Source organism: Streptomyces sp. NBC_00234 (assembly GCF_036195325.1).
Taxonomy (GTDB): Bacteria; Actinomycetota; Actinomycetes; order Streptomycetales; family Streptomycetaceae; genus Streptomyces.
In genome coordinates this window covers 7,809,550-7,835,010 of the sequence record NZ_CP108101.1, presented here as the reverse complement: position 1 = coordinate 7,835,010, position 25,461 = coordinate 7,809,550, and the positions used below count along the sequence as shown (strand labels likewise).

Annotated in this window: 24 protein-coding genes and 1 pseudogene; 13 read left to right on the top strand and 12 right to left on the bottom strand. The window is 69.5% G+C overall.

Going from position 1 to position 25,461, the window contains the following annotated elements:
* Positions 1-520: 520 nt before the first annotated feature.
* Positions 521-961, bottom strand: a complete 441-nt coding sequence (locus OG230_RS34325; RefSeq protein WP_328907665.1) for a hypothetical protein — start codon at positions 959-961, stop codon at positions 521-523.
* Between the two features lie 98 nt (positions 962-1,059).
* Positions 1,060-1,261, bottom strand: a pseudogene (locus OG230_RS34320) (hypothetical protein); the annotation flags it as partial.
* 210 nt (positions 1,262-1,471) lie between these two features.
* On the opposite strand from OG230_RS34320, the gene OG230_RS34315 reads away from it, so the two are divergent.
* Positions 1,472-2,692 (top strand): metallophosphoesterase, encoded by a 1,221-nt coding sequence (locus OG230_RS34315; RefSeq protein ID WP_328907664.1) that lies wholly within the window; start codon positions 1,472-1,474, stop codon positions 2,690-2,692.
* A 101-nt stretch (positions 2,693-2,793) separates the two neighbouring features.
* Here the strand turns inward: OG230_RS34315 and OG230_RS34310 are convergent, their stop codons facing one another.
* Together OG230_RS34310 and OG230_RS34305 are read right to left on the bottom strand one after the other, a co-directional pair.
* Positions 2,794-3,243: an Asp23/Gls24 family envelope stress response protein gene (locus tag OG230_RS34310; protein ID WP_328907663.1), complete on the bottom strand. Its 450-nt coding sequence runs from the start codon at positions 3,241-3,243 to the stop codon at positions 2,794-2,796.
* 270 nt (positions 3,244-3,513) lie between these two features.
* On the bottom strand, positions 3,514-4,002 hold the full coding sequence (locus tag OG230_RS34305) for a MarR family transcriptional regulator (RefSeq protein WP_328907662.1): 489 nt from the start codon (positions 4,000-4,002) through the stop codon (positions 3,514-3,516).
* Positions 4,003-4,098: 96 nt separating this feature from the next.
* On the opposite strand from OG230_RS34305, the gene OG230_RS34300 reads away from it, so the two are divergent.
* The 8 genes from OG230_RS34300 (at position 4,099) to OG230_RS34265 (ending at position 14,199) form a co-directional block, all read left to right on the top strand.
* Complete coding sequence (locus tag OG230_RS34300) at positions 4,099-5,289, top strand: PP2C family protein-serine/threonine phosphatase (protein WP_328907661.1); 1,191 nt, start codon at positions 4,099-4,101, stop codon at positions 5,287-5,289.
* Between the two features lie 199 nt (positions 5,290-5,488).
* Positions 5,489-7,171 carry a SpoIIE family protein phosphatase gene (locus tag OG230_RS34295; RefSeq protein ID WP_443051452.1) on the top strand — a complete coding sequence of 561 codons (1,683 nt, stop codon included), beginning with the start codon at positions 5,489-5,491 and terminating at the stop codon, positions 7,169-7,171.
* Entirely contained in the window at positions 7,168-8,265 is a 1,098-nt protein-coding gene (locus tag OG230_RS34290; RefSeq protein ID WP_328907659.1) for a cobalamin B12-binding domain-containing protein, read from the top strand. The genes OG230_RS34295 and OG230_RS34290 overlap by 4 nt, the downstream gene beginning before the upstream one ends.
* Positions 8,262-8,645 carry an STAS domain-containing protein gene (locus tag OG230_RS34285; RefSeq protein ID WP_328907658.1) on the top strand — a complete coding sequence of 128 codons (384 nt, stop codon included), beginning with the start codon at positions 8,262-8,264 and terminating at the stop codon, positions 8,643-8,645. Before OG230_RS34290 ends, OG230_RS34285 begins: the two co-directional genes overlap by 4 nt.
* Before the next feature lie 710 nt (positions 8,646-9,355).
* Complete coding sequence (locus OG230_RS34280) at positions 9,356-10,534, top strand: polyprenyl synthetase family protein (protein ID WP_328907657.1); 1,179 nt, start codon at positions 9,356-9,358, stop codon at positions 10,532-10,534.
* A 34-nt stretch (positions 10,535-10,568) separates the two neighbouring features.
* Entirely contained in the window at positions 10,569-12,131 is a 1,563-nt protein-coding gene (locus OG230_RS34275; protein WP_328907656.1) for a phytoene desaturase, read from the top strand.
* Positions 12,128-13,177, top strand: a complete 1,050-nt coding sequence (locus tag OG230_RS34270; protein ID WP_328907655.1) for a phytoene/squalene synthase family protein — start codon at positions 12,128-12,130, stop codon at positions 13,175-13,177. The genes OG230_RS34275 and OG230_RS34270 overlap by 4 nt, the downstream gene beginning before the upstream one ends.
* Positions 13,174-14,199, top strand: a complete 1,026-nt coding sequence (locus tag OG230_RS34265) for a DUF5914 domain-containing protein (protein ID WP_328907654.1) — start codon at positions 13,174-13,176, stop codon at positions 14,197-14,199. The genes OG230_RS34270 and OG230_RS34265 overlap by 4 nt, the downstream gene beginning before the upstream one ends.
* A 61-nt stretch (positions 14,200-14,260) precedes the next feature.
* Here the strand turns inward: OG230_RS34265 and OG230_RS34260 are convergent, their stop codons facing one another.
* The 5 genes from OG230_RS34260 to OG230_RS34240 all read right to left on the bottom strand — a co-directional run bounded on the left by OG230_RS34260 (position 14,261) and on the right by OG230_RS34240 (position 19,226).
* On the bottom strand, positions 14,261-15,814 hold the full coding sequence (locus OG230_RS34260; RefSeq protein ID WP_328907653.1) for an FAD-dependent oxidoreductase: 1,554 nt from the start codon (positions 15,812-15,814) through the stop codon (positions 14,261-14,263).
* On the bottom strand, positions 15,811-16,593 hold the full coding sequence (locus OG230_RS34255; protein WP_328907652.1) for a class I SAM-dependent methyltransferase: 783 nt from the start codon (positions 16,591-16,593) through the stop codon (positions 15,811-15,813). The genes OG230_RS34260 and OG230_RS34255 overlap by 4 nt, the downstream gene beginning before the upstream one ends.
* 57 nt (positions 16,594-16,650) lie before the next feature.
* Positions 16,651-17,874 (bottom strand): lycopene cyclase family protein, encoded by a 1,224-nt coding sequence (locus tag OG230_RS34250; RefSeq protein ID WP_328907651.1) that lies wholly within the window; start codon positions 17,872-17,874, stop codon positions 16,651-16,653.
* 124 nt (positions 17,875-17,998) lie between these two features.
* Positions 17,999-18,706, bottom strand: coding sequence for an SDR family NAD(P)-dependent oxidoreductase (locus OG230_RS34245; protein ID WP_328907650.1), 708 nt, complete (start codon positions 18,704-18,706; stop codon positions 17,999-18,001).
* A 340-nt stretch (positions 18,707-19,046) separates the two neighbouring features.
* A complete protein-coding gene (locus tag OG230_RS34240; protein ID WP_328907649.1) occupies positions 19,047-19,226 on the bottom strand; it encodes a DUF6480 family protein in 180 nt (59 codons plus the stop codon).
* Positions 19,227-19,567: 341 nt separating this feature from the next.
* Here OG230_RS34240 and OG230_RS34235 point away from each other — a divergent pair, with 341 nt between their 5' ends.
* The 4 genes from OG230_RS34235 (at position 19,568) to OG230_RS34220 (ending at position 23,345) form a co-directional block, all read left to right on the top strand.
* On the top strand, positions 19,568-20,194 hold the full coding sequence (locus OG230_RS34235; protein ID WP_328907648.1) for a CBS domain-containing protein: 627 nt from the start codon (positions 19,568-19,570) through the stop codon (positions 20,192-20,194).
* A gap of 37 nt (positions 20,195-20,231) precedes the next feature.
* The gene (locus OG230_RS34230; protein ID WP_443051617.1) at positions 20,232-21,206 is read left to right on the top strand and encodes an Acg family FMN-binding oxidoreductase; all 975 of its coding nucleotides are present in this window, start codon (positions 20,232-20,234) and stop codon (positions 21,204-21,206) included.
* 106 nt (positions 21,207-21,312) lie between these two features.
* The gene (locus tag OG230_RS34225) at positions 21,313-21,939 is read left to right on the top strand and encodes a CBS domain-containing protein (RefSeq protein WP_328911622.1); all 627 of its coding nucleotides are present in this window, start codon (positions 21,313-21,315) and stop codon (positions 21,937-21,939) included.
* A 50-nt stretch (positions 21,940-21,989) separates the two neighbouring features.
* Positions 21,990-23,345: a nicotinate phosphoribosyltransferase gene (locus tag OG230_RS34220; RefSeq protein WP_328907646.1), complete on the top strand. Its 1,356-nt coding sequence runs from the start codon at positions 21,990-21,992 to the stop codon at positions 23,343-23,345.
* 78 nt (positions 23,346-23,423) lie between these two features.
* Here OG230_RS34220 and OG230_RS34215 read toward each other — a convergent pair whose 3' ends face one another.
* From OG230_RS34215 to OG230_RS34205, 3 genes are read right to left on the bottom strand one after another with little or no spacing between them, the layout of a single operon-like run.
* Entirely contained in the window at positions 23,424-24,020 is a 597-nt protein-coding gene (locus OG230_RS34215) for an Rv1733c family protein (RefSeq protein WP_328907645.1), read from the bottom strand.
* Positions 24,021-24,068: 48 nt separating this feature from the next.
* Positions 24,069-24,572 carry a flavodoxin domain-containing protein gene (locus OG230_RS34210; protein WP_328907644.1) on the bottom strand — a complete coding sequence of 168 codons (504 nt, stop codon included), beginning with the start codon at positions 24,570-24,572 and terminating at the stop codon, positions 24,069-24,071.
* Positions 24,569-25,027, bottom strand: a complete 459-nt coding sequence (locus OG230_RS34205; protein ID WP_328907643.1) for an Hsp20/alpha crystallin family protein — start codon at positions 25,025-25,027, stop codon at positions 24,569-24,571. The genes OG230_RS34210 and OG230_RS34205 overlap by 4 nt, the downstream gene beginning before the upstream one ends.
* Positions 25,028-25,461: the final 434 nt, after the last annotated feature.

Sequence of the window (25,461 nt, the reverse complement as noted above, 5' to 3'; positions counted from 1 at the left end):
GAAATCGTGGCAGCGCAGGTCAGGGCACGTACGCGCGCCCGCCGGGCCCTGGCCGATGCGTTCCGACAGCCGGGTTCACACGTGCGGTGTGTGCGGGGAGGCCGCGGCCGCGTTCCTGCGACAGGACGGAATGAAACCTGTCAGCATGGTCGGGCGTAGGCAACGCGGCGAGGCAGGTTACCGGCCGGTTCCTCGTAGAACGGCGCGCAACAGCCGGGCAGCGTTCGCCCGGGCCGAGCAAGCCGGTGAGGCCGCGGTCAGCAAGGGCACACTGCAGCAGGTCCAGGAGTTCCTCGCCTATGGGCAGGCAGCTTGACCTCGGCTGCCAGATCGTCGGGCAGCCGCCCGCGAACTGGACGGCACCATCGACTACTCCCTCAAGCCGGACCTCAACGCCCCCGACCCGTTCGACCGGCCGCTGGTCGGCGTCGAAGCTCTTGAGAAAGCTGAGCTCGTGCCGGGACGGGGCGATGTGGGCCGACGTTTCAGCTCGATGACAGCGGGCGCCGGCGATCCCCGGTCAGCGGCGGCCGGCGGACAGGATGACGAGGAACTGGCCGCCGCCCGCCTCGATGTCGGCCGTGATCGGCAGTCCCGGTACCAGTCGGGAGAACCGGTCCACCAGCCAATCCGCCGCCTCTTGGGCGTCCCGCCTGGTCGGACAACGGCCCACCATCTCGCGGCCCCCCTTGCGCTCCAGCCTCCCGGCAACTGTGATCAGCGGCGCGGGTTCGACCACGTACAGGCTGTCCGGCCAGGCGATGACCACCTTGACCGCGCCCTTGCGGGTGTTGCACCCGCGGTGCGCGAGCCGCTCGGCGACCTTGGCCTTCCGGTCGGCGGTCCGGCTGTCGACGCTGGGCCCTCGCGGGTCGTTCACCGACTCGTCGGGGTCGACCGGTTCGTCACACACCCAGCACAGCCAGCCGTCGCGCTCTGCCACATCATCAAGGAGACTCACCCGAGCAAACTAGCCTGCCCGGCCGCCACCCCGCGCACCAGGGGCCGGCAAAGTCTTGGGCCGTGTCCTATGTGGTGATTCGAATGACACTGCCCGTCGGCGCAACCGCTGACCAGGACGTAAATGATCGCCGCGAACAGCGGCTCATCAGGCGAGTCTTGTGTCCCGCCGCCCGGGGCGCACCTTCGACGGCGGGATCAGCGGCACCGCGATCTCCCACCACCTGTCCGCCACAGTCCAACTCCACGTACCCCGCCCACGGCCGAGTGCCGTTGTTCGATCCGCAGGTGGCGCAGACACCCGGCCCCGACCTGAAGCGGAGGAGTGACGCCCGGCCTCCGCATGGGTGCGGTGAGGTAAAGCGCCTGTCCGTTGTGTGGTTGCGGCGGAGGCTTGCAATCCCGCAGAGCCCCTTCGCCCCAAGGGTTCGCACCCATGAACACCGGTCCGGCCTGCCCGAGGGCCACCCGATACAGTGCGCGGGACGGCAGCCTGGTCAGAGAGGGAAGCGTGACCGACACCAGCGACACCCGCCCCGCCGACAGCGAAGCGCAAGGTGCGCAGCAGAGCCGACTGCACCGCCTGATGCGCTACATCCCCCTGATCGCCCCCGTCCTGCTGTGGGCCGTGCCTTGCTGGGTGCTCCTGCACAGCGGGCAACACTGGCCGCTGCCCGTCACGCTCACCGGCACCGTCCTGTTCGCCCTCGGCCTCGTCGGTATGCCGCTCGCGATGGTGCGCGGCCACGGCCGACGCCAGCAAGACCGGGCGGCGATTCTCGGTGACACCCTGCTGGGCACCAGTTGGGTTCTGTTCACCTGGTCCGTTCTGCTCGGCATCCCCTTGCGGCTCCTCCTGACCGTCGCCGGCGTCGGCGAGAGTCAGGACCGGGCTCGAATGGCCACTTGGGCCGTCCTCGGAATAACCGCCGTACTACTCGCCTGGGGGTACGCCGAAGCCCGCCGCGTGCCACGCGTGCGCCGACTCGACGTGCAACTCCCGCGGCTGGGTGCCGGGTTGGACGGCATCCGCGTCGTCCTCATCACCGACACCCACTACGGCCCCCTCGATCGCACTCGCTGGTCGGCACGGGTATGCGAGACGGTGAACACCCTGGAAGCCGACCTGGTCTGCCACACCGGCGACATCGCGGACGGCACGGCCGAACGCCGCCGTGCCCAGGCCGCCCCACTCGGAACCGTGCGGGCCACCCGGGCCCGTGTGTACGTCACCGGCAACCACGAGTACTACAGCGAGGCCCAGGGCTGGGTCGACCTGATGGACGAGCTGGGCTGGGAGCCGCTGCGCAACCGCCACTTGCTGCTCGAACGCGGAGGCGACACCCTCGTGGTCGCCGGCGTGGATGACGTCACTGCCGAGTCCTCCGGCCTGGCAGGCCACCGCGCCCACCTCGCCGGAGCCTTGAAGGGCGCCGCCCCCGACCTGCCCGTCCTGCTCTTGGCACACCAGCCCAAGTTCATCGACCGGGCGGCAGCCGACGGCATCGACCTCCAGCTCTCCGGCCACACCCACGGCGGCCAGATCTGGCCCTTCCACCACCTGGTCCGCCTCGACCAACCCGCCGTCGCCGGCCTCAGCCACCACGGCCCCCGCACCCTTCTCTACACCAGCCGCGGCACCGGCTTCTGGGGCCCGCCGTTCCGCGTCTTCGCCCCCAGCGAGATCACCCTGCTCGTGCTTCGCTCCCCGCACGTGCCCACCTCGATGTAGCACTCAACGGGCCGACACATCCGCTTGGAGCAGGCCACGGTGCACAGGCAGGTGCCGGGGGCGTAGTCGAAAAGCCGCCGCCTGCGGTGCGTGGGCATACGTCACTGGACGCGGGGCTTCGCCGGAGAGCTTTCTGTTTCGTCGTCGTCGGATCCCGGTACGTAGACGTCGAGTACCTTGATGTTGATCTCGACGACTTCGAGTCCGGTCATGGTCTCGATCGCATCGGTGACATGGATGCGGATGTTCTTCGCCGCCTCCGTGATGGGAAAGCCGTACTCCACCACGACGTCGACATCGATGGCGGTCTGCTTTTCACCTACCTCCACCCTCACCCCGCGGCCGAGGTCACCGGAGCGGGACACCCTTTGCTTGACCGCCCCGAGAGCCCGTGAGGCGCCCCCTCCGACCGCCTTGATTCCCTCGGTGTCGCGCACGGCTATTCCTGCGATCGTCGAGACCACGTTGTCCGCAATGACCGTGGTCCCCCGGACCCCGCCGTCGTCACTCGCGTCCAGCGCAGTTCCGCTCTGACTGTCGTTTGTCGCCATGAGTTCCTCGCACACGTTGTTTTGCGAAGGGGCGGACGGATGATCGGCGGAACCCTTCCGCCGGCCTGTGCCCCCAGTTCCACTGTGCTCCGGCAACCAGTACGCCGCCATTCGGGTGGGTGGGGACAGCGAAGCGGACAGCAATCGCGACCACTGCACCGGGCACACTCGGCGCATACCCGGCAGTCGGCCCGCGGGTCAGCCCCCGGACACTTCTTCGCTTTGCCCCACCCAGCGGTTCGTCGAAGAAAGCCGAGCCGCCGCGGTGGCTCAGGCGGACTCTTCGAGGACGATGCCCTGCCCGGGTGTGCTGACTGCGTTGCACAGGGCGTCGAGTCCCGTGACGAGGGCGTGCTGGGCGTCGGGAGTCATATGGCTCATGGCCTGGTGGAGGGCTTGCTCTCGACGGCGCCTGATGTGGTGCAGGTGTGCCATGCCGGATTCGGTGAGTTCCAGTTGTATTTCGCGGCGGTCCTCGGGGCGTGGGGTTCGGCGGAGGAATCCGGCGGCTTGGAGGCGGTCGCAGAGGCGGGTGATGGACGGCGCTGCTGCGGACAGGCGGCGGCCCAGGGTGCTCAGGTTGACGCCGGGCTCGCGCTCGATGATGTACATCACACGGGTCTGGGCGGCGGAGAGCGGCGCGGTGCCGAGGGTGTCACGGCCACGTTCCCAGGCGATCTCGAGGAGCTCCAGGACCTGGCCGATCTCGGGCACCGCATGGGGTGTGTGCTGGTGGAGGGGGGTGGGGGCCTCGCGCATGTGACACTCCCGTGTGGGCCGTCGTGCCCGTTCCGGCTGGTCGATGTTGGCAGTCGCACAGATGAAGATATGCGAAAGAAAGTAGGTCCGGTACCGGTGGACAGACCCAGCGCGGTCGAGCGTTCTCTGCGCGAGGCCGCGCCTCACGAGATCTTCGACGTGATCCGCTCCCTCATCGTGCGCCGCCATCGTGCGCAGGCGGTGGAGCTGATGATGGCCGACTACGCCATGACAAGGCTGCAGCCGGTCGGGGTTCTGCCGCAAACCCATCCGCCGGTGTCGGTGTACGACAGTGCTCCTGGTCGCGCGTTCGGTGCCCAGGAAGCGCACTGTGTGTACGACCGCCCGGCCTCCGCGGTAACGGTGTACCTGCCGGTCAGCGTCCGGGGGGACCGGCTGGGCATCCTGGGCGTCACCATGCGGGTCGGAGAGGGCGAGGACCTGGCACCGGCCGTCCTGGAGAACCTGCAGGAGTGCGCCGACGCACTTGCGCACGAGGTGGTCGTCGCAGAAAGGGACACCGACCTGTTCCTGCAGGCGCGACGGGCGGAACGACTGACCCTGGCGGCCGAGATGCAGTGGCAGTTGCTGCCGGGGCGCTCCTGCTCCCGGCCGGAGTACAGCCTGGGCGCCCAGTTGGAGCCCGCCTACGCCATCTTCGGCGACAGCTTCGACTGGTCGGCCTCGGCCGATGACCTGTACGTGACCGTCAGCAACGGCATGGGTGAGGGGATCGACGCCGCGCTGCTGACCAACCTCGCGGTCAACGCACTGCGCAATGCCCGCCGTGCCGGCCTGAGCCTGGGCGATCAGGCGTATCTGGCCGATCAGGCGGTGTACGGGCAGCACAGCGGGACCCAGTACCTGTCGACTCTGCTGTTCCGCTTCCACCTCCCGACCGGGGACGTGGAGATCATCGATGCCGGTTCACCGCGGGTGTGGCGGGTGCGCCGGGGGGTGGTCGAGCCGGTCGAGCTGGAGGCTCAGATGCCCCTGGGCATGTTCGAGGACACCGCCTACGTTCCCCAGCACTTCCAGGTCGAACCCGGAGACCGCCTGCTCTTCATCAGTGACGGCGTCTACGACGCCTTGTCTCCGGGCGGTGAGAAGTACAGCCTCCGTGCGCTGGCCGCGTCGATCAACAGCACGCGTATGCTGCCCGCCGCGCAAGTGCCCAGAGCGATGCTGCAGGAGCTGCTGGGCCACCGCGGCTCCGGCCCGGCGGCGGACGACTCTCTCGTGATGTGTCTGGACTGGCACGGCCGTTCCATGGACCGCGACCGCTAAGCCTTCGGACACCGGGTATGTGGTCCTCATGTGAAGACCTTGCAACCTTCGCCGCGATAAGTCCGCTTGGCACACCTCTCGCGGAAGTGGCGGGCGGGAGTGGGTTGCTATCGGGGGCGCTCACGGGCAATGCTTGCCGCACGTTAAGTATTTTCCTTTCAGTGGAAGGTGGTGCGGTTCGCTCCGGGCGGGCCCTCTTATGACCTCTACCGAGGAGGCCTCCGTCACGAGACCCGAGAAGCGCTCCGCGCCCCGTGCGTGGGCTCTCGCCCCCTATCCCGTGATCATGGCTGACGAGGCCGGCACCGTCGTGGACGCGAACCCTGCCGCCGCTCTCCTCCTGAAGAGTGCGGTACCCGGGGCGAGCATGCTGGATGCGGTTCCCGGCTGGCTGGCGCAGGCACACCAGCAAGCGGTTCAGCACGGCCGGCTTCCTGCTCGGTGTCGCCCGGAGGCCGGGGCGCCCTCCCCGATAACGGGGCGTATCGCGGCGCAGAGGTTCGAGGCGCACCCCACCCGGAGCGAGGACGGGAGCGTGGTGTGGTGGTTGGTCGACGACAGCGACCGTCAGCTGGCCGAAGAGGCGCTCGTCACCGAGCGCGAACGCACCAGGTTCCTCGCGGAGGCGTCCAACGTCCTGCTGGCCTCGTTGAACACCGACAGGTGCATGGCCGCTACCGCGGAGCTTGCCGGTCGGCACCTCGCGGATGTGGCGGTGGTCGTCACCCCGCCCACCGGCAGTCGTCTGCCCGTAGCACGTGCCATCGCCGGGCAGGACGCCGTCCGGACCCTGGTGAGCGCCGACCCCTCCGAACTGCCCGGTCTCAGCGAGGCGTTGCAGGGCTTCCCGCCCGTACCCTCACGCTGGATCGACCCTGCGGCCCTGCCCGACTGGATCGTCCCGCAGGACTTCGGCGGGACCATCGGGTCGGTCGTCGTGACCCCCCTCCCCGGGCACGGTGTGCCCGCCGGAGCCCTGATCCTGCTGCGCGGCTCGAAGCATGCTCAGTTCAGCGAGAGCGAGGAGATCTTCGCCAGGCTGTTCGCCGCACGGGCCGGCGCAGCCCTGTCCGCGGCCCGTCTCTACGGCGAGCAGAGCGCCATAACCCAGACCCTGATGCGCGACCTCCTTCCTCCCCGGCTGCACCGGCTCAACGGGGTGGAGATCGCCGGCGGCTACCGGCCCGCCGAGGCCCGCGAGCGGGTCGGCGGCGACTTCTACGACGTCCACCCCGGCAGCACCGCAACTGACGCCTCGCTGGCGGTGCTGGGCGATGTATGCGGGAAGGGCCTGGAGGCGGCTGTCCTGACGGGCAAGATCCGCAACACGCTGCAGGCCCTGATGCCGATGGCCGACGATCACGGGCGGATGCTGAGCCTGCTCAACGGGGCGCTCCTGAGCTCCCACCACACCCGCTTCGCCACGCTGGTGATGGCCTCGATACAGCGTGCGGGGAACCAGGTGCGGCTGCGCCTCACCTCGGCCGGCCACCCCGCACCGCTGGTCGTCCGAGTGGACGGCAGCGTCGAGGAGATCCCCACCCGCGGCACTCTGATCGGAGTTCTCCCGACGATCGAGGCTCGTTCGGTCGAGGCCGTACTGCAGCCGGGCGAGACGTGCCTGCTCTACACCGATGGCTTCACCGAGGCCCGCGGCGGGCCGCTCGGCGACGAGCTGTTCGGCGAGGAGCGTCTGAAGCGAGCCCTGTCGGAGTGCGCGGGTCTGCCCGGGGAGGCTGTCGTCGAGCGGATCCAGATGCTCGCCGCGCAGTGGCTCCGCAACGGCAGCCACGACGACATGGCCGTCGTCGCGATCAGCGCCCCTCCGACGAACCATTTGAGTGCGGTGAACGGCCACACCCGGGGCAGGTACACCGCATGAGCGCGAGAGACGACACCGGCACCGAAGGCATCCAGGCACTCCGTGACCGGCTCTGGACAGCGGTGACCAACCGCGACGAATTCCGGGCCGCGGATGCCGTATTCGACGCCCTGGAGAACGGTTGGGCCGCGGAGTCGGTCCTGCTCGACCTCATCGCACCGGTGCAGGCGAAAGTCGGGGCCGAGTGGGCGGCCAACCGCTTGAGCGTCGCACAGGAGCACGCCGCCAGCGCCATCGCCGAACGCGTCGTCGCCGCTCTCGCCCACCACCCCTCCCTCCGCACCCCCTCGCCCCTCGGCCGGATCACCGTCGCCTGCGTGGAACAGGAATGGCACGTCCTGCCCGCCCGCCTCCTCGCCGAGGTCCTCACTCTGCGTGGCTGGCAGGTCGACTTCCTGGGCGCCCAGGTCCCCACCCCTCACCTCATCGCCCACCTCCACAGCAACGGCGCCGACGCGGTCGCGCTCTCCTCCTCGATCCCCACCCGGCTGCCCACCGCCCACGCCGCGATCACCGCCTGCCAGGCCATCGGAGTCCCCGTCCTCGTCGGCGGAGCAGCCTTCGGACCGGACGGCCGCTACGCCCGCCTCCTGGGAGCCAACGCCTGGGCCCCCGACGCCCGCGCCGCAGCCCAGCAGCTCGCGGACGGCATTCCCCAGCGCAGTCTCGCCACCGGGCGGCAGCAGATCGATGACCTGCCCCACCTCGCCGACCAGGAGTACACGCTCGTCGCCCGCTCCCTGGGCCGGCTGGTCGGAGAAGTCCTCGCGCAGCTGGAGGACCGCTTCCCGGCGATGGCCTCCTACAGCGTTCACCAGCGCGAGCGCACCGCTGAAGACATTGCGCACATCGTCGAATTCCTCGGCGTGGCTCTCTACACCGACGACGACGACCTGTTCACCACCTTCGTCACCTGGACCGCCGGCATCCTCACCGCCCGCCATGTGCCCGCCGATTCTCTGCACCCCGCCCTGAACGTCCTGGCCGACCAGCTCAAGGACTTCCCCCGATCCACCCGGCTTCTCGACCGGGCGCGCTCAGCCCTGGACGGCGCACCCGTGACGGCCGGAGCACACCCCGGAGCTCCCGCATGATCCCCCTGCCCCACTCCCCCTTCACCCTCACCGTTGAAGCCGGCCCGGGCACAGTACGTCTCCATCTCGTCGGCGACCTCGACTACGACACCAGCGACGAGCTGGCCCAGCACGCCGACCAGTGCCTCGACACCCACCCCGACCTGCAGGACCTGCGCCTGGACTGCACAGGACTCCGGTTCTGCGACTCCACCGGCATCTCGACCCTGCTGATGATCCACAGGAAGGCGACCGCACGGAACGTACGGCTGCACCTGGACAGCTCGCCCCCGTTCCTGGAACGCGTCCTCAACACCACGGGAATCCGGCAGCTCTTCTCACCGGCGCACACGTCCCAGGAGCGGGACGAGCAAGCATCCCCACGCGATGACACCCTGTGACCGACGGAACCAATGGCCGGCTCAAAGATGTTGCCCCAATAGCGCTCGCCCGCGGATCGTCACTGACATGAGAAACCGTAGGTAGATCTCACATCAGGACGGTTCTGCTCGAGCTTCTCCATCTCCCGGCGCTCGGGCACCGTGTCGGGCCCGCTCACTGATCCTCCATCGGGACCGGCCCGGCTCTGCCCCTCGATCCGGGCGCGCGGTCCGCACCGGGCCGCGTCCCGTCTGATCGACGCGATGGCAGAGAGGTCCCCCACAGAGTCGACACCGAGACGGCGGCTCTTCGCTCACCTTCGAGCACTCGTTCGGATGCAACGGGCCAGATGCCGACGAGTGACGATCGGGACGGCGCGCGGGCGATCGCTTCGCGGAGAGCTGCACCGGGCTCTCTCATGAGAGAAGGTGAATGCATTGTTCCGGATCGGCGAGAAGGCCAGCTCTCGAGTGCATCCGAACACGGGTCGGAATCAGAAGGACAGTCGCCCGTTCCCTGGGTGAGTGACCGCTGCCCAATGAGAGGGAGAGCCATGCCTCGTACCCACGAGATGCGGACTGAGGGCGTAAAAGGTTCGCCCGCGCTCCCCCACGCCGACCACGACCAGTCCGCCGGCCACAGCCCAGCCGGAAGCCGTGGTCCGCACGGGAGCGATGCAGGCGAAGGCAGGGGTACCCGCCTCCCCAGCCGGTCCGGCAGCCAGAGCGAGATGTCGTACACCGGCCTGGCCCCACGGGAGGAACCGACCGCCTCGAAAACGGTGGACCCCGATATCGCTACCGCGAAAGCCATTGAGCTGGTGATGACCGCTTATCTGCAGCGGCGTGCCCACGAGGCCGAGTCCATTGACCCGCTCTTCGCCCGGGACGTGGCCGACCGGGTACGGGACTTCGCGATGAGCGGCGGCAAACGGCTGCGGGCCCGGTTCCTCTGGTGGGGATGGCGGGCCGGCGGTGGGGGGACGACGGGTACAGGGGCCGAAGCCGCGCTCCGGCTGGGGGCGGCACTCGAACTCGTTCAAGCCTGCGCCCTCATCCACGATGACGTGATGGACGGTTCGTCCTTGCGCCGCGGCTCACCAGCACTCCATGTCGCATTCGCACGACAGCATTTCCGCTCCGGCATGCGGGGGGACCGGACAGCCTACGGACGGGCGGCAGCCATCCTGGCCGGCGATCTGGCTCTCGCCTGGGCCGACGATCTCGTACTCGACATCGATGCCGATCCGGCAGCCCGCAGACGCATCCGTGACCAATGGCAGGTGATGCGAAGCGAGATGGTCGCCGGCCAGTACCTGGACATGCACGCGCACGCGAGTGCTGCTTCGTCTCCGGAGGAAGCCCTGCACATCGCCTGCCTCAAAACCGCTCTCTACAGCGCGGAGAGGCCGTTGGCACTGGGAGCGGCGCTCGCTGGAACCGACGCCCCTACGGCAAAGACACTCTGTTCTGCGGGCCGCTGTGCGGGAATCGCCTTCCAGCTGCGGGACGACTTGCTCGGTGTGTTCGGCGACCCGGCGGTCACCGGGAAGCCCTCGGGTGAGGACATCCGCAGCGGGAAGCTCACCTATCTGGTGGCCATGGCCCGGACACTGGCCGAGAAGACCGGTGATACGACCTCCCAGCGGATCCTGGAACGTGCCGTGGGTGATCCGCAGCTGTCGGAGGACGATCTGGACCGCCTGCGGCAGGTGCTCGAAGACACGGGGGCCCGCAGCGCGGTCGAGGCGGAGATCGAAAGACTGATGCGCCGAAGTCGGGATCATCTGCATCAAGTGTCCATCTCCGGACCCGCCCACCACGGCCTTTCAGCCCTGCTCGGCAGCGCCGTCGGCATCCCGCCGCTGGCGACGCACCCCACTGGAGCAACGGCAGGGAGTCCGTCATGACGGACTGCCTGCCAGGGAACGGAGTGGGGCAACGGTGAAATCGCTCAAGGGGCCCACCGACCATGTGGTCGTCGTCGGAGCAGGGCTCTCCGGACTGGCCACGACTCTGCATCTCCTGGGTGCCCAGCGCCGCGTAACGGTCATCGAGCGCGACGCTCTGCCCGGTGGCAGAGCGGGGCGTTTCGAGATGGGCGGCTATCGCGTCGATACCGGTCCCACCGTCATGACGATGCCGGAGTTCGCCGACGAGGCATTCGCCGCGGTCGGGGACAGCCTGGCCGGGCGGGTCGAGATGATCGAGCTTCACCCCGCCTATCGGGCCCGGTTCGCCGACGGCTCCTCACTGGACGTGCACACGGACGCGGGGGCCATGGAGGAGGAGATCCGCCGCTTCGCGGGTGATCGCGAAGCCGCGGGCTACCAGCGGCTGCGGTCCTGGCTCACCGACCTGTACGCAGCCCAGATGCGGCGCTTCATCGACACCAACTTCGATTCCCCCCTCCAACTGCTGCACCCCGACCTGGCCCGGCTGGCGCGCCTCCGCGGCTTCGGCCGGATGGACCCGCAGATCGGGCGGTTCGTCTCGGACGAGCGGCTCCGCCGGGTCTTCTCGTTCCAGGCTCTGTACGCCGGGGTGCCACCCGAGCGAGCCCTGGCGGCATACGCGGTCATCGCGTACATGGATACCGTGGCCGGCGTCTACTTCCCACGCGGCGGAATGCACGCGCTGCCCCGGGCCATGGCCGACTCCTCCCGTGAGGCGGGTGCGGACTTCCGGTGGAATACGGAGGTCACCCGGCTGGAGCAGAGCGGCTCCCGGATCACGGCCGTCCATACGTCGAACGGTGAGCGCATCGCCTGCGACGCCGTGGTGCTGACTCCGGACCTTCCTGTGGTCTACCGACTGCTGGGCCGCTCTCCCCGGCGGGCGGTCGCTCTGCGGCACTCCCCCTCGGCCGTCATCCTGCACGCCGGGACGGACCGAACCTGGCCGGAGCTCGCCCACCACACCATCTCCTTCGGTGCCGCTTGGAAGAGCACGTTCCAGGAGATCACGGTCAAGGGCGAAGTGATGCGCGACCCCTCGCTCCTGATCACCCGGCCGACGACGCACGACCCCTCGCTGGCACCGGACGGAAAGCATCTGCACTACATCCTCGCGCCGTGCCCCAACACGGACATCGGTCCTGGGGCACGCGAATGGAAGGACCTGTCACCGCGCTACCGCGACAGCCTGGTGACCGAACTGGAACGCCGCGGGCTCGACGGACTGGGTTCGGCGATCGAGGAGGAGTGCCTGGTCACACCGGCCGACTGGACGGCGCAAGGGCACGCGGCGGGAACGCCGTTCTCCGCTGCCCACACCTTCGCGCAGACGGGCCCGTTCCGGCCCCGAAACCTCCTGCGAGGGATCGACAACGCAGTCATCGCCGGATGTGGCACCACCCCCGGTGTCGGCGTGCCGACCGTGCTGATCTCAGGGAAACTGGCCGCGGCCCGCATCACCGGCGCGACGGGTTCCGCCCGCAGGAAGCCCACACACCACGACAGCGCTGTGCTCCCTCGGGACGGCTCCGTGAAAGGCATGGCCCCGTGACCCGACGAGAACTCGATGCAGCTGGCATCACGGACCCCGACCTGCGTCACGCGTACACGCGCTGCCGGCGTCTCAACGCCCGTCACGGCAAGACGTACTTCCTCGCCACCCGGCTCCTGCCGGTCGGCCGCAGGTCTGCGGTGCATGCCCTGTACGGATTCGCCCGGTGGGCCGACGACATCGTGGACGACCTCGGGAGCGGCGCCGCCCCGGCCGACAGGTACAAGGCCCTCGCGGCGCTGCGAGATCAGCTGGAGGTAGGTCTACGTACCGGCAGGAGCGAGGAACCGGTGGTCAGCGCACTGGTGCACACGGCCGCCCAGTACTCCATCGATCACCAGCACTTCATCGACTTCATGGCGTCGATGGTCAGCGACCTGACGGTGACCGACTACCCCACGTACGAGCATCTGGCCCGGTACATGCACGGTTCGGCCGCAGTGATCGGGCTCCAGATGCTGCCTGTGCTCGGAACCGTGGCGCCGCGTGAAGAGGCAGCACCCCACGCAGCCGCGCTCGGGGTGGCATTCCAGCTGACGAACTTCCTACGGGATGTGGGCGAGGACCTCGACCGAGGACGGGTCTACCTCCCCGCCGATCTGCTCTCCGCCCACGGTGTGGACCGGGAGTTGTTGTTGTGGAGCCGCCGGTCCGGATGCGACGACCCTCGGATCCGCTCCGCGCTGGTGGCAGGGGTGGCGTTGACGCGTGACGTCTACCGCCAAGCAGAAGCGGGACTCGGCATGCTGGACCCGGTGGCGCGTCCCTGTATCCGAACAGCGTTCACGCTGTACCGCGACATCCTGGGGGCCGTGGAGGCTGACGGATTCCGGGTCCTGCACCGTCGGGTTTCGGTAGCCGGACGGCGCAGGGCGGCGATCGGCCTCGCAGGAGCGGCCCGGGTTACGGCAGCCCGGCTTCGGGTCCGCGCCAGGACCTCGGCCTCGTTCATGTCGGAAGCGGGAAGCCCCGAAGCGGCCCGGTCCTCTTCGGAGCAGTCCGGTTCGAAGAGATTGACCGCCGGCAGGAAGGGAGCAGTGGAATGACGGACAGAGGCTCGCACCGGCGCAGCCTGCGGGATCGTGTCCCCTTGCGTCTCCGGCGGCCTGTGCCCTGGCATCGGCAGGGCGCCACGTGGAGGGAGGCCAAACCGGCCCTGATCGCGCAGGCGCTCAAGGGGGCGACTGCCCGGCCGTCCGGCAACTGGTACGTGCTGGCAGCCAGTTCGGAGATCACTGGTGGAAAGCGGCCGTTCGGCCGGACCGTCGGGGGCACCGAGGTGGTCGCATGGCGGGACGAAGCCGGAGGGCTCAGGGCCGGCCCGGGAATCTGCCCGCACCTGGGTGCCCCCCTCCGGCAAAGCCCGGTCCTGTGCGGGGCCTTGGTGTGCCACTGGCACGGGCTGACGCTGAACGGGAACTCGTTCGCCGGCTGGGATCCGTACCCGGTGCACGACGACGGCGTATTGGTGTGGGTCCGGTTGGACGCGGTCGGCGGTGAACCACCTCTGGAACAACCGGTGTTGCCCCTACGGCCGGACATCGGGCACTCGATCGTGGCGGTCTACACGGCGGTGGGAACCTGCGAGCCCGAGGACGTCATGGCCAATCGGCTCGACCCGTGGCACGGCGCCTGGTTCCACCCGTACTCGTTCGTCGACCTGAAGGTCGACACGACGCCCGTGAGTGCCTCGTCCCTGAACGAGGAGGGCTTCGGCGTCGACGTGTCGTTCAAGGTCGCGGGCCGCGCCGTAGTACCGGTGCGTGCGGCCTTCACCGCCCCCGAACCACGCACGGTGGTCATGCACATCACCGAGGGGGAAGGCGCGACCTCCGTGGTGGAGACCCATGCCACGCCGCTGGGGCCCGACGAGCGGGGAGAGCCACGAACGGCCGTCATCGAGGCCGTCATCGCCACCTCCGCCCGTCCGGGCTTCTCTCTGGCACGGGCCGCGGCGCCGCTGGTGCGCCCCATGATGCGCAGGGCCGCCGGCCGCCTGTGGCGCGACGATCTCGCCTATGCCGAGCGGCGCTGGCAACTCCGCAGTCAGGGGAAGTTCCCCGGCTGAATCGGGCGGCAAGGAACAACGGGACCGGACCGGATGAGGCCAGAGCGGCCGGCCCAAGCGGTCACCGCCGGTCGGTGGCCAGGGCGGCAAGCAACCTCATGGTCCTGGACCGGCCGCTCCTCGGCACTGTCCAGAGCACCTGACCACGCACGCCCCACTGTTCGAGTAGCACGTTCGCGGCGAGGAAACCGCTGGTAGCTGCCCGTTCCATCAGCGCGACGGGCAGGTCCGTCCGGACCAGGTCGCCTGCGAGGACCAGCGTTCGGTCCGGGGTGCGCACCCCCGGGCGGCTTCCGTACGCCCCCACCGGGAACAACGGGCAGTCGGCGCGCCACTCGTGCCGGGTATCGACGATCTTCGCGTCCCCGGTCTCCGGGTACACGGAGTGCAACTGGTCCAGCAGCCGATCCTGTTCGGAAGCACGGTCGGCGTCCGGTTCCACCGCGTAAGCGTGCAGTTCCACCACCGAGCCCCCTGAACGGGCTGCCCAGCGTGCCGCCTCGCCCTCCCAGCGTTCCAGGACGCTGACATTGTCCAGCGAAGCGTACCCACTCGTGCCGAGGAACCCCGCTCGCTTCGGGTCCACCGGTCGATCCAGCCAGAGTCGGGAGACCAGGAAGGGCGGTGCGGTGCGCAGCAGGGAGATTCTGTCGCGCCACGGTGCGTCGGCCAGCTGGGGCGACGCGGCAACGAGGCCGCAGAGGCCGGAAGTATCGAGGGCAAGGACCGTTGCGTCGAAGTGTTCGGTCCGGCCGCCGGCAGTGACCAGTTGTCCGCCCGAGGCGTGGGGGGTCACTGTCTCGACGGGCATCGCGGTGCACAGGCGAACGCCGTGTCCCTCCAGATAGTCGGCCAGCGGTTTCCACAGGGCCTGCGGGAAGGGCTCGTTGGGCACATCGAAGAGCAAGCCCTCGCTTGATCCCAAGAAGTAGATGTGGAACATCAGGACCAGCTCCGCCGCAGACAACGCACGGGGATCAGCGAAGAAGCTGCGGGAGAAGACCTCGAAAGCGAGATGGTGGGCAGCTTCGGGGAAGCGAATGCCGGCGAGGAAGTCGTGGGCGCTGATCGAGTCGAGCTGTTCGTACACCTCGGGCACTCGGACGTCCAGGAGAGGAAGTGCTGCCAGCGGATCCATCCGGGCCAGGTCGCGCGGACGGAAAGTGGGGCTGAGTGCGGCAAATCCGATGGCACTCCACGGAGGCGTACGGGGGACCTTGGCGAAACTGTCGCGCAGGCCCGCGCTGTGCTGGAGCGGGTAGTCCGGCACGGGGGTGAGCATGCCGAGGCCGCTGTCGGCGCGCCGCAGCAGGCCCCGCAGGTTGTAGTACTGCCGGAAGAAGGCGTGGAAACCGCGGCTCATGGTGGCCCGCGAGCCGTCGGCCAGTTCCACCGGCCAGCCGGCCAGCCGGCCTCCGAGCGTGGGTTCGCGCTCGTACAGGGTTACGTGTGTACCGCGCTCGGCCAGGCCGGTCGCAGCAGCGAGGCCCGCGATTCCGCCGCCGATCACGGCGACCCGCGGGGCGCCACCCGTGAAACGTGCACGGCCGGGGGCCGGGTACAGGACCTCGGCCTTCCTGTCTCTCCCCCGGCGGGGAGTGATCCGCGAGGTCATTCGTCGCCCGCCTCGTCCACGGCTTCCGCACGCAGGGAGGCGGCGTGCGTTTCAGGTCCTGGGGCCGCAGGCCGAGGCGCACGGGCCACCACCGTGTGGACGATCCCCGTCTGCCAGCCCGGCATCGGCGCCGTACGGACATTCTCGTACCCCGCCTGCCGCAGCCTCCCGGTGAACGACTCGACCGTATCGAAGGCCAACACGCTGTCGAACAGGTGACGGTACAGCTCCCGGTCACCGGTAACCGCGCCGGCGGGCATGATCACCATTCGGCACACGGCCGACCACAGAAGTCGGTTCACGGGCGAGGCGCCGAGGGTGTATTCGTGGACGGCGAGGCGTCCGCCCGGCGCGAGCAGGCCCAGTACGGCGCGGAGGACGGCATCGGGATCGGACACGTTCCGGAAGAGGTACGCGGCGAAGGCCGCGTCGAACCGGTTCCCGAACCCCGCCGCGGCCAGTTCCTCCACGGGGAGGTGCAGAAAGCGGACGTTGGGCGGCCAGTGTTTTGCTCGCGCCTGCTCCAACATGCCTGCGGACGCGTCGATCGCCGTGATCTCGGCCTTCGGCGCCCAACGCAGCAGGGCCGCCGTGGAGGCCCCCGTGCCACAGCCCAGATCCAGCACCCGCAAGCCGGCTCCGGCGTTCCTCAGGGCGAGGCGGCGGGCGGAACGTCTGAGATGGGAATGGTAGCCGGGGTTCACCGCCACCAATTGGTCGTAGTGGCGTGCAGCGTGGTCGAAGGCGGCAGCAAGCTGGCCGTCACGCAGAAGTGTCATCAGCACCGTTCCCTGTCGTCTGGGGTGACATACCGTCATACGGCGGAGGGTCAGAGGTCAGCGTGGAGCCTCGCGAAGCCCCCGGAACGCCAGATCCGCAACGCTGCGCAGCATGGGCAGCACGGGGGTCCGGAACCCGATCGTGAGATCCTCGCGGACACTCGTACGACCGTCGAGGAATCGCAGCAGCCGCTCCATGGGCACTCGTCCGAAGAGGCCGGCGAAGAAGTCGGCGCCGTCGACCCGGCCCGAGTCCAGTGCGCGCAGCATGACCGCGTCCATGGCACGCGAACGCACGGAGTGCGGCGGCGGCGGCTCGGGGACGGCACCGGACCGATAGGCGGCGGCGATCCCTCGGCTCTGGCGCTGCACTGCGGCGAAGGTGTACCCGGTGGCGGGCCTGGTCGCTCCTCCCGCGGTGCCGATCCGGAACACCCGGTCACCGATCTTCCGGGGAAACCGTGCGTCGGTCATCGGGATGACGCCCTGTTCGGTGGCGTACACGTCGAGCGGACCCAGTCCCAGCACACTGCCGGTGTAGTGGTGGAGGGCAGCCTCATACGCCTTGGTGGACAGCGGAGCCGCGGAGAACTCCGTGTATTCGACCAGGGCCCGGTCCGGCCCCAGAGGGAGCAGATACCCGAACGAGAGACCGTGGGCGGGCTGCGGCGTACGGAAGTCCATCAGGCAGGCCACGTCCACGTCGAACGGCCGATGCCGGGCGCCCGTCCGGACGAACCAGCCACGGAAGTGCTGCAACAGGGTCGTCCGCGCCGGCGGCAGACGCCGCAGCGGTCGCGAGTCGTACGCCCACCGGGCACCGAGGTTCAACCGCCTGCCGTCCGGCGCGGTGGCGAGCACATGCACTCCGTCGTCCACGTTGCGGACGACATCGACGGTGGCTGTCACCCGGTTCACCAGGGGGGAAGCCGCGAGCCGGGCATCGACGAGCGCCTCGAAGCCCTTCGACCGGATCATCTTGTACCGCCACGGGTGCGGCCGGCTCTCCCAGACCGTCCCGTCCGGCCCCCGCACCCTGAGCCGCTCCCACGACCGGACCACGGCGTCCTCGAATTCGCCGCGTCCGTCCTCCCAGAAGCACCAGGTGCGCTCAGGGGAGCGCAGTGGGCCCTCGGGGGCCTCGACAAGGGTCACCCGGGGTGCTTCCCTGCCACCGAGCGCGTCCGTGCCGGTCAGCACGGGGTCCGGGATCGTCAGGTGGTGGGCGAGCGACAGACCGGCTGCCCCCGCACCGACGATGATCACGTCGGACTCCCTCATGGCGACGCATCCCCTCCCCTCACGGCACAACCATCACGAACGAACAACATACGGGCAGAACGCGCAAATCGGGGCTGCGCCGTCGCGGCCTCCCGCCACTACCGCCTGCCGGCTCACGAAGGTGTCACCGAATCCGCGGCTCCATGACCAAGGACCCCTCGGGCCCCGGGCGCACGAGCGCGGCGCCCGAGGCGATCGCCTCGAGGACCGTGGCCACGGCGCGACCGAGATCGCCTCCCGGCGGCAGGGCCGGAGCACTGCCCATAACCGGACGGTCGGCGAACCCGGTGTCCAGGTGCGCCAGTCTGGCCTCCAACACGACGGGCCCGCGGCGGTTCTCCCTTCGCAGCGCTCCGAGCCAGGCGGCCAGGGCGGCCTTCGCTGCGCCGTAGTCGGCCATGCCGGCCTGAGGGTGCTCGGCCACCACCCCCGTGACGGCGACCACCGCGCCTCCTTCGCCCAGCAGGGGAAGCGCCGCGCGTACGATTCCGGCCGGAGCCAGGGCGTTGACCGTCATCAGATACTCAGCCACCGCATCGTCGACGTCCTCGGCCCTGCCGAAGGCAACCACTCCCATAGCGGCCACGACGGCATCCAGACCACCCAGCTCGTCGGCGGCCCACTTGGGCAGCCCCGCGCAGGCATCCCCGTCGCAGGCGTCGAAGGTACGCACGTGAGCACTGCCGCACCGTCGTGCGGCCTCCATCAGGCGCGCACGGTCGCGGCCCGCCAACGCCACAGTCGCCCCCCGGTGCGTCAGCCCTTCAGCCAGCAAGCCGCCGATGACGCCGGAGGCTCCCACGACGAGAACGCGGGCACCGTTGATCTCCATCAGCCCTCGCCTCCGTTTCGAGCTCGCCGGTGCGGATGGATGGAGCGCTCTTCGTCCGATGGGGTGCGACGTGAGCAGCATGCTCCTTCTTCCGTGGTCCCACGGTCCACGGATGCAGGCAGAAGGCAGACGTACCCGCCCGCCGGCTTTCCGCTCCCGGAGGCCGGGTTCGCGGGACGTGCGCCGGTGGATCCGATGGATGACCGCAAGGGCTCGCAGCGCCTACGACGCCGTACCGAGGGCGGAGATCATCGAGGTGGCCGTTTCCGGCTTCTGGCCGGTCCGTTTCGCGACCCGTCGGGAGCGCGACGCTCCGACCGGCGGACCGCTCCGCAGGCGATCACAGAAAGATCATGCGCCCGACGAAGAAGGCGGCGACGACCACGGCGCCGGCGACGATCAGCCACAACCAGATGCCCGGGTGCTCCCACACTCCGCCGTCAGCACGCTCTTCGTGGGCCTCGGCAGTGGAGCCTTCACACTGAGGCGTCTCCTCAGGAGGTACGAGTGATTCACTCATACCTTCACCTTCGCCCTGTTCGTACGAACGTGCATCCGCGGCCTTTCCCGTGGCCGAGGCTGTCATGGCCGGTTCGCCCGAAGCGGGCGACGCCGTCCTGGGAGATGATCGGAGAGTGGCTCGCGATGCCGTCGCGCGTACGAGGTGCATGCCTCCGACCCGCCGGCCCCATTCCGCCGCCGCCCGCACGACCGCCGCACAAAAGGTCCCGCAGCAGAGGAGGCCGGAGACCACGGGCCCGTTCGGCCCCGGCCATGGACCGTTCGGCCCCTCGCAGGTCAGGAGGGCGCGAGGGACCGTGGTGGCGAGAGCACCCGGACCTTCGACGAGGAGGCACGGCGATGAAACAGACCGAGGTCGGCCGCCTGATGACGGACGAAGTGGTCTCGGCGGTCCCTTCGACATCCTTCAGGAACGTGGCGAAGCTCCTGGCCGCACACGACATCAGTGGAGTGCCCGTCCTTGACGAGGAAGACCGGGTTCTCGGCGTCGTCTCCGAAAGCGATCTCCTGGCCCGTAGGGCACTCACCGCCGGTGACCTCATGACCACACCGGCGGTCACGGTGCACGCCGAACAGACGGTCGCGGACGCTGCCAGGCTGATGGTGCGTCTCGGTGTGGAGCGACTCCCCGTGGTCGACGAGGAGGAGCGGCTGATCGGGATCGTGACCCGGCGCGATCTCCTCTATGTCTTCCTGCGCTCGGACGCGGAGATACGGCGCAGGGTGAGGGAGGACGTCCTGATGGACACGATGGACCTGCCCGGAGACGCCGTGGGCGTGCACGTCCTGGACGGGGTGGTGACCCTCAGGGGCCGTCTGCCCCGACAGAGTCAGGTCCCGATGGTCCTCAAGTTCACCGAGCAGGTCGACGGCGTCGTCGCCGTCGTGGACCGGCTGTCCGCGCGCGTGGACGACTCGTACCCCGCGCCCCCGGCCCGAACCGCTCGCGACGACAAGCCCTGGTAACCCCTCGCAGACGGGACGCACCGTGTCCACCACCGAAATGCCCCGGCAGTTCGTGACATCACTTGTCGAGGACGCCGCCACCGCACCCTCCATGCACAACGCGCAGCCCTGGAAGTTCGTCCACCGGACGGGCGCTGACACCATCGAGTTGTACGGGGACCCCGACCGCACCATGCCGTACGAGGATCCCGATCATCGCGCCCTCCATCTCGGCTGCGGCGCCGCTCTGTTCAACCTTCGGGTCGCTGCCGCCCACCGCGGACTGCCTGCCGATACCCGGCTGTTGCCCGACCCTGACGACCCCTGGCATCTGGCCGACGTACTGCCGCGCCCGACCGACAGGCAGGACGACGGCCTTGAGTCCCTCCATCCCGCTCTGAGGCTGCGGCACACCAGCCGCTTCCCCTTCTCCGAGGAACGGATCCCCTCCGAGGTGACCGACGAACTGTGCGCGGCGGCCCTGCTGGAGGGCTGCCGGCTGGTCGTTCCGGGAACCTCGCACACCGAAACCCTCCTGGATCTCTTCCACGACTCCGAGATACTGGAGGCCGCGAACGAGGCGGTGCGCAAGGAGATCGCCACCTGGACACGCACCGGCGCGGGCGAGGAGAGCGCCGAGACCGAGGGCATTCCCTCATACGCCTTCGGCCCCCGGCAGTACGACGTGACCTCCCCGGTACGCGACTTCGACTCCCATCGCCACACGTCCGACCGTGTCTCGGCCGTCTTCGAGAGAAGGCCCCAGATCGCGCTGCTCGGCACAGCCGACGACGCCCCGGAGGACTGGCTGAAGGCGGGCCAGGCATTGCAGCGGGTGTTGCTCCGGGCCACTCTCGACGGCCTCTCCACCTCCCTGATGTCGCAGCCACTCGAGTGGCCCGACCTGCGCTCGATGGCCCGTGATCCGGTTTCCGCCATGGGCTTCGTCCAGATGGTGATCCGCCTGGGATACGGCCCCGCGGGCCGGGCCACACCCCGCCGCCCTGTTTCCGAGGTGCTCTCCTTCGTCTGAGCGCCTCTGAAGGGGCCCTATGCCTTTTACACAGGAAGGTCGAGCCGTGTCCGACGCAGCCCCTGACCTCGCCCACGCCACACAGCCGTTCACCGTCGCCGACGTGATGACCAAGAAGGTCGTCGCCGTCCTGCCCGGCGCCGAGTTCAAGGAGATCGTCGCCGCCATGGAGCGGTGGAAGGTGACCGGCGTACCGGTCGTCGAGGGGGAAGGGCAGGTCGTCGGAGTGGTCTCGGAGGCCGATCTGCTCCTCAAGGAGGAGTTCCACGACCACCGCCTCGGACTCGTCGAACAGATGCGGCATCTCGACGACACGGCGAAGGCCGGCTCCCGGTGCGCGCAGGACCTCATGACCTCACCGGCGGTCACCGTCACTCCCGACGCCTCCCTGCCCCGGGCAGCCCGCCTCATGGCCGCCCATCGGGTCAAGCGGCTGCCCGTCGTCGACGCGAACGGGACCATCCAGGGGATCGTGAGCAGGGGCGACCTGCTCAAGGTGTTCCTCCGCCCGGACGACGATCTCGCGGCCGAGGTGCGACGCGACGTGGTGGAGCACCTGCTCCCGCTCTCCGACAGGAAGGTCCGCGTTCACGTCCACGCCGGGGTCGTGACCCTCTCCGGCGAGGTACGGGACAGCGCGCGCATCCCGCTCGCGGCACGCCTCGCGCGTGCGGTCGAAGGCGTCGTGGACGTCCGGTGCGAGCTCACCTCCCCGGGGCGCGCGGAGCCATGACACGTCCCTTCCCCCATGCGGAGCCCCGGACGGCCGCGCATGCTTGAAGCATGTCCCAGGTGACCACCACGGACCTGTACGAGGTCACGATGGCGCTCTCGTACCTGCGGGAGAACATGCGGGCACCGGCCACCTTCAGCCTCTTCGTCCGCGGCCTTCCCTCGGGCCGGGGATTTCTTGTGGCTGCAGGTCTCGAACCCGCCCTCGACTACCTCGCCCGTTTCCAGGTGGGAAGAACGGATGCCCAGGAGTTCGCCGAGGTGCTGGGGCGTCCCGTAAAGGACCTCGAACCGCTGCGCGGCCTGACCTTCGACGGCCAGGTCCGCGCCGTTCCCGAGGGGCGGCTCGTCTTCGCCGGTGAGCCCCTGCTGGAAGTCACCGCACCGCTCCCCCAGGCCCAGCTCGTGGAGACGTACCTGATCTCGCTCCTCTGTCACCAGACGACGGTGGCCGCCAAGGCGGCACGCTGTGTGATCGCCGCCGACGGACGGCCCCTGGTGGACTTCTCGCTCCGCCGTAGCCACGGGCCCGATGCCGGCATGCAGGCGGCGCGGCTCTGCGCGCTGGTCGGCTTCGCCGGCACCAGCAACGTCGCCGCCGCCAGCCGGTACGGAATCCCCGCCTCGGGCACCATGGCCCATTCGTACATCGAGACCTTCCCCTCCGAGGAGGACGCCTTCCGGGCCTTCGCACGCGCCCACCCGGGCCCCGTCACCTTCCTGGTCGACACCTATGACACCGACCACGGGGTCGACACGGCCGCACGCGTTCTCGCGGACCTCCGGCGCGGCCCGGGATGCGCGATCCGCCTCGACAGCGGCGACCTGGGCACCCTCGCTCACCGAGCCCGTACCGCCCTGGACACCGCCGGGCTGCGGGACGTCCGGATCATCGCGAGCGGAGGACTCGACGAGTACGCCGTCACCACGCTCGTACGGGACGGTGCACCCATCGACGTCTTCGCCGTGGGCACGAAGGTCGGCGTGGCCGCCGACGCCCCGTATCTCGACGCGGCGTACAAGCTGGTCGAGTACGACGGAACCCCGGTCATGAAGCTCTCGTCGGGAAAGGCCACGGCACCGGCTCCGAAACAGGTCTTCCGCAGGCCCGGTCTCCGGGACCTCATCGGCATGGCGAACGAGCAACCGCCCGAGGGCACGGAACCGTTGCTGCGGACCGTGATGCTCGGCGGGCTCCGCACGGAACCGCCCGACACCCTGGACGCCGCCCGCGCCCGCTTCGAGGCCGACCTCGCACAGCTCCCGGAGACGGCCCGACGCATCGAGAATCCGGTGGCCCCGGTGCCGGCGGTCTCGACGCGTCTGTCGGTCCTGACCACCGTCGTCCGGCACAAGATCGAGGCACGGATGCGAGCCGGACGGCAGTCACCCGGGGACCGCCCCTGAGGGATCACTCCTCCGACGTCGCGCAGCGCCGCGTGGTCGGTACGCGCGGCGCATGCGGTGCCCGACCTCCCGGCATGGTCAGCCATCGCCTTCGTCTCCCCCTGGACTCCTTCCCCGGTGGGTCCGGCCGGACCAGACTGGCTCCACCACTTCCCACTCGCGTTCCCAGGCCGCGAGACCACGGGACTGGGAACGCCGTCGTACGAGGGCGACGGCCGCGGCTCCTGAAGCCCCCACGACACCCGCCGCCACGCCGCCTCCGAATACCGAGGCGAGCGCGCGCTCGGCGGTCCCTCCCGGTGCACGGGAGGGACCGCCGGTGTCGTCCACCCAGATCGTCACGGCACGGCCCTCGGGCGTCCGGGAAGGGACATCAATGGTCCCGGACCGCCGGACGTTGTCCGGGTACTCCCACACCGCGGACGCGAGGGAGTCCGGCTGCGTTCCGTACCCGGAGTCCAGCGGCCGTCCCACGGCCCGCTCGGTGGTGGTAGCCGTCACCCGGTGGTGGTGGGCGGCGAACTCGCGGTCGGCCTCGGCACCCGCCTTCCACAGCATCCCGGCTGCCACGGCAGCACAGATCACAGCGATCGCCGTGACGACGAACAGGGCGGTGCGCGCGGTGGGCCTCTCGGACGGGGTGGGCCCACGGCCCGGCGCGTTGTGGTGGATCATGTCTGTCGCACCTCCAGGGACTGGTCCAAGGCCCAGCGGCTTCCCCGTTCAGTCGGCGGCGGCGAGTTCGGTTCCGATGTGGTGCGCCCATGCCCGGACGCGTTCCGGATTGCGGAAGTCCCCTCCCTTGCCGTGCCGGACCAGGGCACGCGCGATCGGGCCGGGCGTCTGTGCGGTCACGGCACCGCCGAAAGTGGCGTGCTCCCTCGCGCCCAGGGACGCCATCCGCCGGGCGACACCGGGTACCGGCGGGATCTCGCCCTGCTCGGCCGAGCTGTCCACGGGCCCGCTGCTGAACAGCCAGACAGGCCGGTGGCGCAGCTGCTCGGCATTGCGTCGGGCGCATCGGCGCGCCTTGCCGTTCCATCGGCCCGCGTAGAGAGCCCCACCGAGGACGACTCCGTCGTATCCGCTGACATCAGTGACGCTGTCGGCCGGAAGGACGACTGCGTCGAAACCCTCGATCTGGAGCGTCCTTGCGATTTCGTCGGCGATTCCCACGGTGGCCCCGTGCTTGCTGCCGTAGGTGACCAGGACTCGCTTGGCGTTCATGGCTTCCCTCCGTCATCGGCCGTGTCGGCTCGCTTCACGGGGATGGTTCGTCGAGCCCGGATCTGCTCGTCGGGCATCGGAATGCGAACGGTGAGAATGCCGTGCGCGTACGAGGCGTCGCCGCCGTGGGCGGGGACCGTAACAGGGAGGCGCACGGTCCTGCGGAACAGGCCGTAGCGGAACTCGGAGTGTTCCTTGTCCTCCTTGCTTTCGCGGTGCTCTCCGGTCACGGTGACGAGGTCGTCCTCGACCGTGACGCCGATGTAGTCGGCCGGGTCCATTCCCGGCAGTTCGGCGCGCAGGACGTACAGGCCGTCCCCACTGGTCATCTCGATCGGAATGGAGTGGGCAGCCGTGGCGGGCCGCCACCCGGGCAGCCCGGGAAACCCACGACTGAACCACTCGTTGAAGTCGGGGAAGTGACTGTGCCTGCGTTCCGCCTTGTTTCGAGTCATCGTCTGCTCCTGGTGCGGGTCCGAACCGTCACTCGGGCCCTTGTCGGTACAGAACGGGGCGGCCGGACGGTATGCGCGTACGGGGCGCACCCGACCGCGGGGCCGCGAAACCTGGTTCCGGATTCGGCTTACGGAGCCGGCCCCGGCTCCGTATCCCACTCTTCCGTCCGAGCCCTCGCCCGGCACAGTGCCCAAGGGGGATGTCGAGGAAGGCCGAACGGGCACCCGGGGGGACCGGTCGGCCCATGTCGCGTCACGTCCCACCGGGGCCGTCCGGCGGGCCCTGCCGAGCAGCTCACGCAGCGCGCCCGCTACCCCGCTCGCTGGAGCCGGCAGGACGATCGACGGGTCACCGCAGTCAGAGGAAGAGCGCGGACACCCGAATCGTGTGGACCGGGCGTTTGGGGTACGCCTTCGTCATGTCCGCAGCAAGC

Excerpts from the sequence above, each read along its gene's own strand:
- OG230_RS34215 (WP_328907645.1), bottom strand. The coding sequence starts at position 24,020 with ATGATCCACCACAACGCGCCGGGCCGTGGGCCCACCCCGTCCGAGAGG.
- OG230_RS34305 (WP_328907662.1), bottom strand. The coding sequence starts at position 4,002 with ATGCGCGAGGCCCCCACCCCCCTCCACCAGCACACACCCCATGCGGTG.
- OG230_RS34245 (WP_328907650.1), bottom strand. The coding sequence starts at position 18,706 with ATGGAGATCAACGGTGCCCGCGTTCTCGTCGTGGGAGCCTCCGGCGTC.
- OG230_RS34225 (WP_328911622.1), top strand. The coding sequence starts at position 21,313 with ATGACCAAGAAGGTCGTCGCCGTCCTGCCCGGCGCCGAGTTCAAGGAG.
- OG230_RS34220 (WP_328907646.1), top strand. The coding sequence starts at position 21,990 with ATGTCCCAGGTGACCACCACGGACCTGTACGAGGTCACGATGGCGCTC.
- OG230_RS34295 (WP_443051452.1), top strand. The coding sequence starts at position 5,489 with ATGACCTCTACCGAGGAGGCCTCCGTCACGAGACCCGAGAAGCGCTCC.
- OG230_RS34260 (WP_328907653.1), bottom strand. The coding sequence starts at position 15,814 with ATGACCTCGCGGATCACTCCCCGCCGGGGGAGAGACAGGAAGGCCGAG.
- OG230_RS34290 (WP_328907659.1), top strand. The coding sequence starts at position 7,168 with ATGAGCGCGAGAGACGACACCGGCACCGAAGGCATCCAGGCACTCCGT.
- OG230_RS34285 (WP_328907658.1), top strand. The coding sequence starts at position 8,262 with ATGATCCCCCTGCCCCACTCCCCCTTCACCCTCACCGTTGAAGCCGGC.
- OG230_RS34230 (WP_443051617.1), top strand. The coding sequence starts at position 20,232 with ATGCCCCGGCAGTTCGTGACATCACTTGTCGAGGACGCCGCCACCGCA.
- OG230_RS34240 (WP_328907649.1), bottom strand. The coding sequence starts at position 19,226 with ATGAGTGAATCACTCGTACCTCCTGAGGAGACGCCTCAGTGTGAAGGC.
- OG230_RS34280 (WP_328907657.1), top strand. The coding sequence starts at position 9,356 with ATGTCGTACACCGGCCTGGCCCCACGGGAGGAACCGACCGCCTCGAAA.
- OG230_RS34255 (WP_328907652.1), bottom strand. The coding sequence starts at position 16,593 with ATGACACTTCTGCGTGACGGCCAGCTTGCTGCCGCCTTCGACCACGCT.
- OG230_RS34265 (WP_328907654.1), top strand. The coding sequence starts at position 13,174 with ATGACGGACAGAGGCTCGCACCGGCGCAGCCTGCGGGATCGTGTCCCC.
- OG230_RS34310 (WP_328907663.1), bottom strand. The coding sequence starts at position 3,243 with ATGGCGACAAACGACAGTCAGAGCGGAACTGCGCTGGACGCGAGTGAC.
- OG230_RS34235 (WP_328907648.1), top strand. The coding sequence starts at position 19,568 with ATGAAACAGACCGAGGTCGGCCGCCTGATGACGGACGAAGTGGTCTCG.
- OG230_RS34250 (WP_328907651.1), bottom strand. The coding sequence starts at position 17,874 with ATGAGGGAGTCCGACGTGATCATCGTCGGTGCGGGGGCAGCCGGTCTG.
- OG230_RS34210 (WP_328907644.1), bottom strand. The coding sequence starts at position 24,572 with ATGAACGCCAAGCGAGTCCTGGTCACCTACGGCAGCAAGCACGGGGCC.
- OG230_RS34205 (WP_328907643.1), bottom strand. The coding sequence starts at position 25,027 with ATGACTCGAAACAAGGCGGAACGCAGGCACAGTCACTTCCCCGACTTC.